Annotated in this window: 11 protein-coding genes; 10 read left to right on the top strand and 1 reads right to left on the bottom strand. The window is 60.9% G+C overall.

Annotated elements, in window-relative coordinates; all coding sequences use genetic code 11:
* Positions 1 to 4: 4 nt before the first annotated feature.
* On the bottom strand, positions 5 to 1,225 hold the full coding sequence (locus C3938_RS06720) for a hypothetical protein (RefSeq protein ID WP_105102409.1): 1,221 nt from the start codon (positions 1,223 to 1,225) through the stop codon (positions 5 to 7).
* Positions 1,226 to 1,507: 282 nt separating this feature from the next.
* Here C3938_RS06720 and C3938_RS06715 point away from each other — a divergent pair, with 282 nt between their 5' ends.
* From C3938_RS06715 to C3938_RS06670, 10 genes are all read left to right on the top strand, one after another.
* Positions 1,508 to 4,231: a hypothetical protein gene (locus C3938_RS06715; RefSeq protein ID WP_233998693.1), complete on the top strand. Its 2,724-nt coding sequence runs from the start codon at positions 1,508 to 1,510 to the stop codon at positions 4,229 to 4,231.
* A gap of 3 nt (positions 4,232 to 4,234) precedes the next feature.
* A complete protein-coding gene (locus tag C3938_RS06710) occupies positions 4,235 to 5,086 on the top strand; it encodes an SH3 domain-containing protein (RefSeq protein ID WP_105102408.1) in 852 nt (283 codons plus the stop codon).
* Positions 5,056 to 5,712, top strand: coding sequence for an outer membrane beta-barrel domain-containing protein (locus C3938_RS06705; protein ID WP_105102407.1), 657 nt, complete (start codon positions 5,056 to 5,058; stop codon positions 5,710 to 5,712). Before C3938_RS06710 ends, C3938_RS06705 begins: the two co-directional genes overlap by 31 nt.
* A 43-nt stretch (positions 5,713 to 5,755) precedes the next feature.
* Positions 5,756 to 6,241 (top strand): TlpA family protein disulfide reductase, encoded by a 486-nt coding sequence (locus tag C3938_RS06700; RefSeq protein ID WP_105102406.1) that lies wholly within the window; start codon positions 5,756 to 5,758, stop codon positions 6,239 to 6,241.
* 27 nt (positions 6,242 to 6,268) lie between these two features.
* A complete protein-coding gene (locus C3938_RS06695) occupies positions 6,269 to 6,472 on the top strand; it encodes a DUF4266 domain-containing protein (RefSeq protein ID WP_105103262.1) in 204 nt (67 codons plus the stop codon).
* Positions 6,459 to 7,607: a DUF3570 domain-containing protein gene (locus C3938_RS06690; protein WP_233998692.1), complete on the top strand. Its 1,149-nt coding sequence runs from the start codon at positions 6,459 to 6,461 to the stop codon at positions 7,605 to 7,607. The genes C3938_RS06695 and C3938_RS06690 overlap by 14 nt, the downstream gene beginning before the upstream one ends.
* A gap of 147 nt (positions 7,608 to 7,754) precedes the next feature.
* Positions 7,755 to 8,594 carry a 23S rRNA (adenine(2030)-N(6))-methyltransferase RlmJ gene (locus C3938_RS06685; RefSeq protein WP_105102405.1) on the top strand — a complete coding sequence of 280 codons (840 nt, stop codon included), beginning with the start codon at positions 7,755 to 7,757 and terminating at the stop codon, positions 8,592 to 8,594.
* 169 nt (positions 8,595 to 8,763) lie between these two features.
* Complete coding sequence (locus tag C3938_RS06680; RefSeq protein ID WP_105102404.1) at positions 8,764 to 11,574, top strand: TonB-dependent receptor; 2,811 nt, start codon at positions 8,764 to 8,766, stop codon at positions 11,572 to 11,574.
* Positions 11,575 to 11,740: 166 nt separating this feature from the next.
* The gene (locus tag C3938_RS06675) at positions 11,741 to 12,283 is read left to right on the top strand and encodes an RNA polymerase sigma factor (protein WP_105102403.1); all 543 of its coding nucleotides are present in this window, start codon (positions 11,741 to 11,743) and stop codon (positions 12,281 to 12,283) included.
* A complete protein-coding gene (locus C3938_RS06670) occupies positions 12,283 to 13,323 on the top strand; it encodes a FecR family protein (RefSeq protein WP_105102402.1) in 1,041 nt (346 codons plus the stop codon). Before C3938_RS06675 ends, C3938_RS06670 begins: the two co-directional genes overlap by 1 nt.
* The last annotated feature ends 72 nt before the right edge of the window (positions 13,324 to 13,395 follow it).

Below are 13,395 nucleotides of genomic sequence, written 5' to 3'. Positions count from 1 at the left end.
CTTTTTATTCTCCCGCACAGTAGACAGCCGCATCTGCATACACCTGTTTCAGCTTGTAGCCATTGCCGGTGAAACTCGCTGTGATACTTTCGATCCGGTCGCGATCTTGCTGGTCTTCCGGGGCTCGCAGGCACACCTGTTCAAACACCTTGGTCACCTGACACTGGGCGAAGGCTTCGCTGTTGGCGAGTTCGCGGCCCATGGATTTCGCCCCGTTGCCAGAGCCGGGCAGTTCGCTGCTCCAGCCCAGGTACATGTTCGGCCCTTCGCGCCAGTAGTTGTCCCACTTGTCATCGGGGATCACAAAACCGTAGGGGAAGGTTGCGCTGTTGATATGGTTTTTGGCTTTGACCCGGGTGCCGGTGACGGGATCGGTTTCGCCGGTGTTGTTGTAATCGAGCTGTCCGTTTTCACCCGTGGGGTCGTTGTCCACATCGTAGACATAATCGTAATAGGCGAATGCCTGGGCCATGGGGTCCATGCCACTGTGACAGCCGATGCAGCTGTTCTGGAAAACGCGGCTGTCGCCACCGGGGCTGCGGCTCACATCCTGGCGGATGCGATCCGGCGGTCTTGATGTGTCGTGCACCTGCTCGAGGTCGCGGCACAGATGATTCATCAGCGTAAAGCGGAACATGGCGCGATTGGTGCCGGCGTAGAAAAATGCCTTGGCGCCGCCGCGGGTGGTAATGACACCGGCGGTGGCATCGCTGGGCAGCCCGGTAACGGCGGACTGGGTTTTGCGCTCCAGAGTTGTCTGCAGCGGGTAGCCGCTGTTTTCCAGCTCGATATAGTGGTTGTTGTTGCTGTTGCTGTAGGCGGGTAGCCCCAGGCCGGATGCGCCGGTGTAGAGGATGTCGCCAGAGAGGATCTCACGGAAGTCGACATCGTCGCGCACAATACCGATCACGGTTGCGGTGTAATCGTTCAGTGGGGCGAAGTTGTCACCATCGCGGCTGGTCCAGGGGGTGACCAGATTTTTCAGCGTGACGTTATAGAATGCGTCGTTCTGCATCGCCAGGTAGGCGGCATCCCGGGCCTGGTTGCCAGCGATCAGCTCGGCCATCTGCGTCAGTGTCGCAACGTCGGGTTTTACTCCGGTAATGCGGCTGTGTAGCTGGGCTGCCTGCTCTTCCGGGCCCGCCAGGGCGGGAAAAGAAAGTGCGGCACCGGCACAGGCGGTCGCCGCGAGCAGCAGGCGCGCGGCGGGCGATGTTCTTTTCATGTGGTTTATTCGTGTAGGTTCTCGCCGCGGATTCTGGGCGCGCGGTTTGTGTGTCGTGTCACCGGCTACCGATAGTAAAGAATGCGGAATGTTTCGCCAGCGGCAAAAATTTAAAGCGTGTTCTGGTTGGCAAAAACCGTGTGCGCGACTTGAGGCAGGCGCCGTCAGTCGCGAGAATTCAGGGCAATAACGTTGGCGAATATCGCCAGACAAAGGTCCAGTTATCCCGCTGCAGACACGGTAAGTGAGCACTGCGAAGCCGGTGGGAAAGAGGAAACTCCCTTGAGCAAATTTCGTTCGTCTCTCGATCGCGCCGGGCGGGTTCCTGTGCGTTCGCTGTTCGTTTCGTTCGCGCCGTTGGCATTGGCAATACTTGCCGGCTGTTCCGGTGGCAGCGGAAGCTCGGGACCCGGCGGCGAGCAGGCGGAAGATCCGGTGGTGGTGGATTACCCCGTAGTCTATGTGCGCCGCTCTCTCAATCGCGATGAAGAGGGCGAGCTGATGGGCAGCGATATCTACGCGCCCTCCACCTTCAACCCCGGTGCGGAACTGGTGCTGCGCGACCGCGCCACCGCCAGTGCGCCGGAACGGGTACTCACCGAGGATCTGTTCGTTAGCGATATCGACGCCGGTATCGTGTTTGAGGGCGGCTACGACGTGAAGGATCTGGCCGTCTCCCACGATGGCAAAACCCTCGCCTTCGCCATGCGCGCACCGGATATCGAAGGTCTGGATGACGACGAGCAACCCAGCTGGAATATCTGGCTGTACGATTTCGAATCCGCGGAATTGAAGCGCGCGATACAGTCTGACCTGATCGCCGAAGAGGGTGACGATATCGCCCCCGCGTTTTTGCCGGATGGTCGCATCGTGTTTACCTCCACCCGCCAGCGCCGCTCCCGCGCGCTGCTGCTGGACGACAACAAACCGCAGTTTTCCGCCCTCGCCGAAAACCTGGACGAGCCCGCTTTCGTGCTGCATGTGATGGAGTCGGATGGCAGCAATATCCGGCAGATTTCCTACAACCAGAGCCACGATCTTTCGCCCACGGTGCTCGCCAGCGGCCGCGTGTTGTTCAGCCGCTGGGACAATATGGGGGGCGTGGACCGGCTCAGCCTGTATACCGTCAAGCCGGACGGCACCGACCTTCAGTTCCACTACGGTTATCACAGCCAGCACACCGGTACGAGCGCGGATCCGCAGAGCGATCCGGTGCCGGCGGCCTTCAGCAAACCGCAGCAGATGCCGGACGGTCGTATTCTCGTCACCCTGCGTGCGCCGGAGGGCATCACCTACGGCGGTGATATGGTGGTGATCGACGCGGAGAACTTTACCGAAGCCTACAGCGAGCCGGAACAGCAGGGCCTGCTGCAGGGGCAGGAATCTCTCTCGGTGAAACAGGTGATCACCGACGGTGGCCTGTCTCCCCACGGGCTGTTCGCCAATGCCTGGGCCTTTCACGATGGCACCAGCCGCTTACTGGTGAGCTGGAGTGAGTGCCGGGTGATTGATCCGGAAACCGAATTGCCGCAACCCTGCACCGATGAGTGGCTGGCGACGGAGGGCGTCGTACCCGCGGACCCGCTGTATGGTCTGTGGATTTATGACTACGCCGAGGGCACCCAGCGCCCCATCATCCAGCCCGTTGAGGGGCAGATGATTTCCGAGGCAGTTACCGCCGACACACGCCCCGTGCCCGCGTTTATTCCCGAGCCTATTCCCGGCATCGACATTGACCGCGACCTGTATGACGCCGGTATGGCTATCCTGGATATCCGCAGCGTGTACGACTTCGACGGTGTCGCTGCTGTGGATATCGCCGCGCTGGCGGACCCGCTGCAAACCACTGCCGCCGAGCGCCCCGCGCGCTTCCTGCGGGTGGTGAAGGCGGTGGGTATTCCCGATGACGACACCCTGGATTTTGATCGCGCCGCCTTCGGCCGCAGCCGTGCGCAGTTGATGCGAGAGATCATTGGCTATACCCCGATTCAGCCAGACGGCTCGGTACGGGTGAAAGTACCGGCGGATATGCCGCTCGCCATTTCCATGGTGGATGCCGATGGCCGCCGCATCGTCGGACGCCACAACAACTGGCTGCAGTTCCGCGCCGGTGAAATCCGCAAGTGTCAGGGCTGTCACAGCCGTGACAGCGAGATTCCCCACGGTCGCACCGACAAGGAGCCGGCATCCGCCTGGGCGGGCGCCCCCACCAGCGGGGCACCGTTCGCCAACACCGAACCCGCGCTCAGTGCCAACATGGGCGAGACCATGGCACAACTGCTGGCGCGTATCGCCGGCAATCCGTCCCTCGAAGGTGATCTGAAATTCTCTGATCAGTGGACCGACTCCGCCGCGCGGCCCAAGGATCCGAGCAGCGAACTGTTGATGAGCGAGCTGCAAACCCCGGCCCCCACCAGCGTCGCCTGCCAGAGTGCCTGGAGCGCCGATTGCCGCACAGTCATCCACTACCCGACCCATATCCAGCCCATCTGGGATCTGCCGCGACTGGTCACCGATGAGTTCGACAATGTGCTGGAAGACAAAACCTGTAGTGGCTGTCACAGCAGCCGCGACGCCGCCGGTATGGCACAGGTGCCGCCGGGCCAGCTGGACCTGCGGGCAGATCAGTCCGGGGTCAACACCAACTTCAGCACCTCCTATGTCGAACTGATTTTTGACAATCCGACGCAGGAGCTGCGCGACGGTGCGGTACAGAATGTGCTGGTACAAGACACGGACGACAACGGCAACCCGTTGTTCGAAGTGGATGAAAATGGTGATCCCGTTCTCGATTCCGATGGCAACCCCATCCCGGTTTTGGTTACCATCGACATCCAGCGGATCATGAATACCGCCGGTGCCAACGCCAGCCGATTCTTCAGCGTGTTTGACGCGGGTGGTGTGCACGCCGGCGAGCTGTCCGCGGCGGAATTGCGTTTGATTTCAGAATGGCTGGATATCGGTGCGCAGTACTACAACAATCCCTTTGATGCACCGGTCAACTGACGTATGACAAGGCTGTCGAAAAGAAAAGCTTCCGAGTGGGCACTGCTGATTGCCGGCCTCCTCCTGGCGGGAGCCGCCAGCGCGGCCGAATACGACAATAGTGAGCAGGACAAAAAACAACCTGTAACCGAGAGTTTTACCGCGGGTCAGTTCGGCGAGCGTTTTCCGGACAATCTGCCCTTCGATACCGAGCAGGTAATCGTAGGGGCCGAATTTCTCAATCTCTACACCGGTCCCGGACGCGGCTATGTGATCGATCATGTGGTGGAGTACGGCGAGCCGCTGTGGCTGCTGAAACGCCGCACCGGCTGGGTCAAGGTAATGACCCGCAGCGGCAAAACCGGCTGGGCAAAAATTGCCGAGCTGGACAGCATCGTCGCTCCCGATGGTGAGCCGGTTGCGGTGCCCACCCCGGGCATCGACGACTACCGCGAACAGGGCCTGCGTTTCGGTTTCACCTACGGCGATTTCGAAGGTGCCAACTCCCTGGGAGTGTCCCTGGGTTACCGATTTACCGGCAATATTTCCGCGGAACTGCGCGTGGCGCAGACGATTGGCGCCTACTCCAATAGCGAAACCTACCAGGTTGCGGTATTGCACCAGCCATTCCCCCAGTGGACTGTCTCGCCTTATTTCCTGCTTGGCAGCGGGATCAATATCACCTCCCCGAATGCCACCATCGTTGCCACCGAAGATCGCCAGGACACCACCATGCTTACCGGCATCGGCGTGACCACCTATTTGTCCCGCCGCTTTGCCCTGCGCGCGGAAGTTGCCAATCACTACCTGCTTACCTCGCGGGAAAATAATCAGGAGATAGTCGAATGGAAGTTGGGATTCGACGTGCTTATGTAAAATTCGCCTGCGCGCTCTCCCTCGCTGCATTTTCCACGGCGGCGCTTGCTCAAGGGGATGAGACGATCGATGAGATCATCTCTCCAGACCTGGAGCGCCGGGAAATCCGCGAAGCGAAGATCGACAGTGAGGATTTCGAGTTCACCGTGTACATGGGCGGCGTGCTGAGCATGGAAGACTTCGGCACCAATCGCATGATCGGAGGCAGTCTCGCCTACCATATCAGTGAAGACTTTTTCATGGAGGCCGCCTACGCGGAGTCCGAACTGGGCCTGTCCAGTTATGAAAAGCTCAGTGGCAGCGCGCCGCTGTTCACCGATGATGAGCGCGATCTTTCCATGTACAACCTGTCGCTCGCCTGGAATTTCCTGCCCGGGGAAATTTTCATCCTCGATCGCTGGGCGCTCAACAGCAACCTCTATCTGATCGGCGGAGTCGGCAATACCAGCTTTGGCGATGAGGAATATTTCACCTACAACGTGGGGGTTGGTATTCGCATGTTGGCGCGGGACTGGCTGGCTCTGCGATTTGATGTAAGGGATCACATTTTCGAACATGAAATCTTCGGCGAACCGCAGAATGCCAATAATATTTCCGCCCAACTGGGTGTTTCGATCTATTTCTAAACATCGAATCGACAATAAAAAATCGCATACTCCGGAGAATTCCATGCGCAACTTTATCGCCGCCCTCTGCGCCAGTGCTGCCCTGCTCGTGGGGGCTCCCGTATCCGCCAGCGCTCCCGCCGCTGACTTTACTCTCGCCTCCCTGAAAGACGGCAATCTGAAACTCAGTGAGCAGCGTGGCGATGTAATCATGCTCAACTTCTGGGCCTCCTGGTGCGGTCCCTGCCGCGAGGAAATGCCGCTGTTGAACGATCTGCACGCGCGCTACGAATCCGTGGGCTTCAAGGTATGGGGTGTCAACGTGGACGCCAATCGCGAGGACGCGCAGGCTATGCTGAACAAAATCCCGGTGGAATTCCCGGTGCTGTTCGATGCCGAGAGCAGCGTGAGCCGGCTGTTCGGCGTGGAAGCCATGCCGAGCTCGGTGTTTATCGACCGCGACGGTAATGTGCGTTACGTGCACAAAGGCTATCGCAGTGGCGACGAAGCCGAGTACAAGAAAATCATCAAGGAACTGATCCGGGAATAAGCCATGTTCAAGCGCGCGCTGCTGCTGATGCCTCTGCTGTTTCTGGCGGGCTGTGAAACCCTGATGCCGGAACCCTGGGTAAAACCCTACGAGCGGCACTATCTCGCCGACCCGATCATGAGCTTCGAGCGCGATCCGGTGGCTGCAGGGTACATGAACCACGTGTACGAAGCGCGTGAGGCCGCAAGGGGTGCGGAGGGAGGTTCCGGAGGTGGTTGTGGCTGTAACTGATTGCAGAAAATATTTCGGCGCGATAGCGCTGTTCCTGTGTTCTGTTGCAACCACAGCCGCAGTGTTGCCAGAAGAGCGCGCCGATACCATGTATCACTCCTACAGCGGCGGCGGTGTCACCATCGACGGCCCGTCGGTGCTGGTGCGCAAGAATGTGGGCAACAAGGTTTCCCTGTCCGCGAACTATTACGTGGACATGATTTCGGGGGCCTCCATCGACGTGCAGGCCACCGCCAGTCCTTATTCCGAGCAGCGCGACGAATTCTCTCTGGGGGCGGATTACCTGGTGGACAAAACCACCATGAGCCTCAGCTATACCAATTCCAGCGAAGATGACTATAAAGCGGAGACCGTAGGGTTTGGCATCAAGCAGGATTTCTTCGGGGATCTCAGCACCCTGTCCATGCGCGTGAGTTACGGCAGCGACGATGTGATGCGCAACGGCGATGAGGATTTTCTCCAACAGGCCGAGCACCGCCGCTATACCCTCGGCTGGAGCCAGATACTTACCACCAAACTGATTGCTGAGCTGAGCGTGGAAACCGTGGCGGATGACGGTTTTCTGAATAATCCCTACCGCAGCGTGCGCTATCTCGATGCGAGCTCCGGTACCGGATTCAGCTACCAGGCAGAACTGTACCCCACCACCCGCAACAGCGACGCGGTAGCACTGCGGGCCAAATATCGCCTGCCATACCGCGCCGCGATCAAAAGCGAATACCGCCGTTACGCGGACAGCTGGGGGGTCGACGCGGACAACCTTGAATTCCGTTACACCCATCCGCTGGAAGCGGAAAATCTCATCCTTGAAGGCAAACTGCGGTTCTACCAGCAGACCGGGGCGGATTTTTACAGCGACCTGTTTCCCTATGTGAATGCCACCAGTTTCCGCGCCCGCGACAAGGAACTGAGTGATTTCACCAGCACCGCCATCGGTGTCGGTGCGTCCTACCAGTTGCCGGAGCGCTGGTCTCTGTTTGACCGCCGCAGCAGCATCAATCTCTACTGGGATTACATGATGTTTGACTACGATAACTTCCGCGACGCGCGCGCGACGGAAGCGCTGCCCGGGGAGGAGCCCACCTACAGCTTCAACGCCCATGTTGTGCGCCTGTTCTGGTCCATGTGGTTCTGAGGGAACTGGACAGAAAGTGATTGTCAGGGGCCGCAAAGGCCCCTAAAGTCGCCGCCCCTGCGGCGCCCGCCGTTCTCTCGCCTGGGGCTTGCCCAGGCTCGTCTCTGCAGTTACCGGTTTTCCACAATCTTCTCGGGGTGTCTTTACATGCTCAGTTACCGCCACGGTTTTCACGCCGGCAACTTCGCGGATGTGCTCAAACACTGTGTGCAGATGGAAATCATTGCCTACCTGCAGAAGAAAGACACACCGTTCGATTACATCGATACCCACGCCGGCGCGGGCCTGTACAGCCTTGGCTCGGACATGGCGCGCAAGAACAGCGAGTTTATGACCGGTATCGGCCGTCTGTTCAATCACAGTGACCTGCCGGGGCTGCGGAGCTACCTGCAACTTGTGGCGGCCCTGAATGCCGAGAAGGGGCTGAAGCTCTACCCGGGTTCGCCCCTGATTGCGGCCGAGCTGTTGCGCCCCCAGGACAAGGCCTGGCTGTTCGAGCTGCACCCGGCGGATGCCGAGCATCTGCGCAAAAACCTCGCGCGCCGGCGTCAGTGCCAAGTGCGCGAGGAAGACGGCTTCAAGGGGCTATCCGCGCTGTTGCCTACCCGCTCGCGTCGGGCACTGGTGCTGATCGACCCCCCCTACGAACAAAAGGATGACTACCAGCGGGTAGTGGATGCTCTGAAACTGATCCACCGCAAAATGCCCAATGCGGTTACCGCGCTCTGGTACCCGGTGGTGGAGCGTCACCGCATCGACGGGCTTGAAAAGCAACTGGGCAGCTCAGGTATACGCAATATCCAGCTGTTCGAACTGGGTGTGCGCGCCGATGAGGCGGGCCATGGTATGACATCTGCGGGCATGATTGTGGTCAACCCACCCTGGACCCTGCGCAGCCAGATGGACGCGCTGCTGCCGCCGCTGGCGGCGGAACTGAGTGCCGATGGCGACAGCCACTACCGCTGTGACACACTGGTTGCGGAATAGGGGGTTGGCCCTGATGCCGCCGCGCGTCCTATCTTGTCACCCCGTGGATTGTTGTCGTATGTTTTACAGCCAAAACAATAATCAATCGGGTGCGTGACCGGCGCGGCTGCGAGCACAGAGCGGCCGTCATCGCGTAACCGGTAACCCCGCCGGCGTGCGGGATACAGCGATGACGACACCTATGCCCATAACCCGCCCCGGGGCGCTCCGCGCCCTAGTGCTGGCGACTCACTGTTGCGCCGTGCCCGTGGCTGCCGCCGCGGAGATGGTGTCACCTGCGGCAACCGCGGAATCCCCTGCGCGGTCCGGAAGCGAAGCGGTCGCTTCCATCCCCGCACTCACCTATTCCCTGGATATTCCGGCGCAGCCACTGGACCAGGCACTGCTGGCGCTGTCCCGCCAGACTGGCCTCGCGGTGATGGTGGCGACCTCCGGTGCGCGGTCGTCGTCGCTCGCGGACGCGTCGGCACCGCCGGTACAAGGCAATCTCTCCGCTGAAGCCGCGCTGGACCTGTTGCTCGCGCATACCGGCTTCCGCTATCGGCGCGTGGATGGCCAGGGCCTGGTGATCCTGCCGCCGCGAAAACCCGTACTGGAGCCGCCACCGGAGGACGTGGTAACACCCGCCCGCACCCTGCTGGAAGAAGTGGAAGTGGTGGCGAGCAAACGCCGCACCAATCTGCAACGCACACCCATGACCGTTACCGCTGTTAGCGGCAGTACCCTGGAAGAGCATCACATCGACAGCCTGGAGCAGCTCGCCGCGGAGGTGCCGAGCCTGCAGGTCGCCAGAAATGGCGATCACACCACGTCCCTGCTGTATCTGCGTGGGGTTGGCTCCGACAATCACACCGAGGCCGGCGACTCCGGTGTCGCCACTCATGTGGACGGTATTTTCAGCAGCCGCGTACAGGGCACGGCAGCGCTGTTGTATGACCTCGACCGGGTGGAGGTGCTGCGGGGCCCACAGGGTACCTTGTTCGGGCGCAATTCCACCGGGGGTGTAATCAACTACCACACGGCGCGGCCGCAGGCCGAGTGGTCCTCCGATGTGTCCGTTACCCTCGGCAGCTACCGCCAGCGCAAGCTCGATGTGGTCACCAATGCTCCGGTCGCCGATAACTGGTCCCTGCGCTGGGCGGCGGTGGCCGAGCATGTCGACAGCTATCTGGATTACGCGGAAGGCTCCGCCTGGGCCAGGCGCGCCGACCGGTACAACAACACCGATCTGTTCAGTCACCGTCTCAGTTCCGCCTGGCGGATCAGCGAAGGGGTGAACTGGTGGATCAGTTACGAATACTTCGAGGATCGCGGCGCCGGTAATGTGCCACTGGTGGACTTTGACACGGCCATCACCATCGATACTCCCGGGCGTACCCTGCTCGACCAGGACGCGCTGCGCAGCCGCCTCGAACTGGCACTGCCGGGCGGCGTATCGCTGGCGTATATTGCCGGTTACGGCCTGAATGAGCGCCGTCAGGACTGGGACGAGGACCGCAGTGGCGCGGTTGGCAGTGAAACCGATCCCGCCATTTACCACCAGAGCAACCGCACCGTCTGGTCGGAATCCCGCGCCCGCCAGCACGAGCTGCAACTGAAAAGCAGCGACGATGAGCGCTTGCGCTGGCTGCTGGCGTATTTCAGCTTTGCGGAGAGAAATGCCATCCGCTTCGATCTGGAACACCAGGAGGCAGATGGCGGCGGCTGGGGCGGGGCCCCCGCCCACAGTTTCCAGCAGCCGAACCGCGGCACCCGTCTCGGCGCCGTTTACGGGCAGCTGGACTACGCCCTCACCTCCGAGTGGGAAATCAGTGCCGGTGCCAGAAGTGGGCGCGACCAGCGCTACGACCGCGGTGGGCGCAATATCGCCTGCCCGGACCTGATTCGCAGCGATCGCCATGGCGAACTGGGCGAGATCGCGGTCAACCGGGAATCGGCCGCCGATGGCCAGTGCTTCATCGCCAACTACAACGATGTCGACCGCACCTGGCACAGTACGACCGCCATGGCGCGTCTCACCTACCGTCCCACCGACCAGACCATGCTGTACCTGCACTACGCCGAGGGCTTCAAGCCGGGCATTGTGCAGGATGGTGCCAGCCTGCACGGTGTCTACAGCGGCGCGGAAGATCCGGCGTACCGGAGCGCGCTGGCCGCACTGATTGCACGCAACAACAGTGGCGCGGCCTTCGTAGGCCCGGAGACCAGTACCAACGTGGAACTCGGCTTCAAGCTGGGCCTGCGGGGCGGGACCATGACCCTCAACGGTGCGCTGTTCGACACCCGCTACCGCGACCTTCAGGTATCCGGCCTCGCGGTAGAGGAGGATGGCACCGAACTGATCCGCAGTATCAACGCCCCATCCGCCACCATTCGCGGCCTGGAACTGGAGCTCAACTGGGCCAGCAGTGCCAGCGGTCGCCTCACTGGTTTTCTGTCATTGCTGGACGCCCGCTACAACCGATTCTTCACCGTGGACAATGAATTCCCACAGCACGGCCAGACCTGGAATCCCGGGGTCGGTGAGCCGGGGATTCCCAACCTGGTGGACTTCAGCGGCAATCGCCTCAAGCAGGTACCGGAGATCAGTCTTGGTCTCAACTATCGCCACGGTGTGACGCTCGGTAGCTGGGGGCTCGCCACCGCCCGCGTGGGCCTGCGCTATTCCGGCGACATGTATTTCGATGAGGCCAACCGCGGCGATCGCAGTGGGTGGCTGCTCAACAACGATAGCGGCGCATGGGAGCCGGATCCCGCCGGCCCCGCGCGCAATATCGATCGCCAGCCCGCCTGGAGTCAGTGGAGTGCGGGTATCAAGTTCGAACCGGCGTCCGCGCGCTGGTGGTTCGATCTGTACTGCGACAACCTCACCAGTGAGACCGTGGCCAACGATGTGCACGAGACGGACATCGCGAGCCCCGAGTATTACTACGGCGCACCGCGCACGTTTGGCCTGCGTTTCGGGCTGCCGTTTGACTGAGGGAAAGGCAGCCGGGATTTTTCTTGCTCAAGGGGGACGATTCGGCCTCCTCTCGCGTCCTATCGACGAGAGAAAAACATCCGGCGCCCGCCCGTTGCCTGCACCGGGCAAGAGGCGCTCAGTGCTGATCAGAACAAATACATAAAAATGATGGTGAAGAGAATCCATGGCGACAGCGTGGGCGAGCCCATTGGCAAGCGATAGGGCTCTGGATCACTACTACCGCGAATATCAGCAGGAGCTGTGTCGATACGCGGTGAGTAAGTTCGGACTGTCCTACAGCGAAGCGGAAGACCTGGTGCAGGAAGCGTTTGCACGTATGGCTCCACAGCTTCGCGTCGGCGATATTGAGCATGTCAGGGCCTTTCTGTACCGCTCGGTGCACAACGCCACCATCGATGCCCTGCGCAAAGGGCAGGTGCGCGAGAGTTATGCACAGACGGTGCAGGATGACCCCGACCGTGAGCAGGACAGTCGAAGCCCGGAGCGCGTGGCCGTTGGCCGACAGGTTCTCGGGCTGGTGAGCCGCGCCCTGTGGAACATGCCGCACAAGCGCCGACGGCTGTTATTGATGAATCGTGTCGACGGCCTCTCCTACGCGGAAATTGCGCGGCGGGAAGGGCTTTCGGCAACAGTAGTGAAAAAGCATGTGGCAAAAGCCCTGGCCGGGTGCCAGGAAGCGCTGCGTGCGCACGATGGAGAAGTGTGATGACGACTGGCAACAGTCACCCGCAGCCCGGTATCCGGCAGGTGGAAGCGGAAGCCCGCGCCTGGTTTATGTTGCGCAGCGAGCGCAGCCTTGAAGCCGATGAACAGAGCGCATATGACAGCTGGATGCAACAGGCGGTAAACCGCAGCGCCTATGAACGCCTGCAGCAGATCGACCGCAGCCTCGCCGTGCTCGCCGCGGGCAGTGAGGGCGCGCGCCTGCGGAGGCCCGCTGGTCTCACAGCCCTGCTCGGCAGCTTCAACCGCTATGTTGGCATAACGCCCATGAGCGGCTTCGCATTTGCCTGCACCCTGATGCTTGCGGTTGGTCTGGTTTATCTCGCCCCCTGGCAGGGGGAACCGGTGGTGGAGGCGTATGCCTCCGAACTCGCCCAGGTACGCACCGTCACTTTGCAGGATGGCAGTCGCATCACACTCGGCGGAGACACCGCTATCGAGAGCGATTTCAGCGGCGAGCGCCGCGGCGTAAAACTCCTGCGCGGTCAGGCCTTCTTCGACATCGCCAAAGATCCCGCGCGGCCGTTCTTTGTCCGCGTCCGCGACGCCGAGATTCGCGTGGTAGGCACCCGCTTTGATGTTAATGCCGGCAGCACACTGAATCCGGAAGTGAAAGTTACCGTGGAGGAGGGCATCGTCGACGTCGTCAGCCGTGAGCTTGCTTCTGAAGGTGCAGTTAAAGAGGAGAAGGTACGTCTTGTGGCCGGACAGCAGGTCAGTGTGATTGAGCAACAGCTGAGCCGTATCAACCCTGTGGATGCCACCGAGGTCGCCGGTTGGCGCCAGGGCAAATTCAGCTACCGCGATGCGCCGTTGTCGGAAATCGTCGCCGACGCCAACCGCTACCGCAAGGATCGCATCGTCATCGGCACCCGCGAGTTGGAAAACCTGCGTGTGACCACGGCATTTACCGCGGACCAGGCGGATACGCTGGTTGCCATGCTGGAGCAGTCACTGCCGGTGCGGGTGTTCAGAGAACCGGATGGGCGCGTGGTGATCTGGCCGGGTACGGTTGCAGAGTGATAACGCTTATCTAATAAAAAAGCCCGGAGTTTTCCGGGCTTTTTTGTGGAAGCAGCACTCCTGCAGCCTCTT

It is taken from the genome of Microbulbifer pacificus, assembly GCF_002959965.1.
GTDB classification, from domain to species: Bacteria; Pseudomonadota; Gammaproteobacteria; order Pseudomonadales; family Cellvibrionaceae; genus Microbulbifer; species Microbulbifer pacificus_A.
The sequence above is the reverse complement of the archived record's forward strand: the minus strand, read 5'-3'. Positions and strand labels throughout refer to the sequence as shown.

Coding starts and splice junctions, on each gene's coding strand:
- C3938_RS06705 (WP_105102407.1), top strand. CDS start 5,056: ATGGAAGTTGGGATTCGACGTGCTTATGTAAAATTCGCCTGCGCGCTC.
- C3938_RS06675 (WP_105102403.1), top strand. CDS start 11,741: ATGGCGACAGCGTGGGCGAGCCCATTGGCAAGCGATAGGGCTCTGGAT.
- C3938_RS06670 (WP_105102402.1), top strand. CDS start 12,283: ATGACGACTGGCAACAGTCACCCGCAGCCCGGTATCCGGCAGGTGGAA.
- C3938_RS06695 (WP_105103262.1), top strand. CDS start 6,269: ATGCCTCTGCTGTTTCTGGCGGGCTGTGAAACCCTGATGCCGGAACCC.
- C3938_RS06720 (WP_105102409.1), bottom strand. CDS start 1,225: ATGAAAAGAACATCGCCCGCCGCGCGCCTGCTGCTCGCGGCGACCGCC.
- C3938_RS06700 (WP_105102406.1), top strand. CDS start 5,756: ATGCGCAACTTTATCGCCGCCCTCTGCGCCAGTGCTGCCCTGCTCGTG.
- C3938_RS06680 (WP_105102404.1), top strand. CDS start 8,764: ATGACGACACCTATGCCCATAACCCGCCCCGGGGCGCTCCGCGCCCTA.
- C3938_RS06710 (WP_105102408.1), top strand. CDS start 4,235: ATGACAAGGCTGTCGAAAAGAAAAGCTTCCGAGTGGGCACTGCTGATT.
- C3938_RS06685 (WP_105102405.1), top strand. CDS start 7,755: ATGCTCAGTTACCGCCACGGTTTTCACGCCGGCAACTTCGCGGATGTG.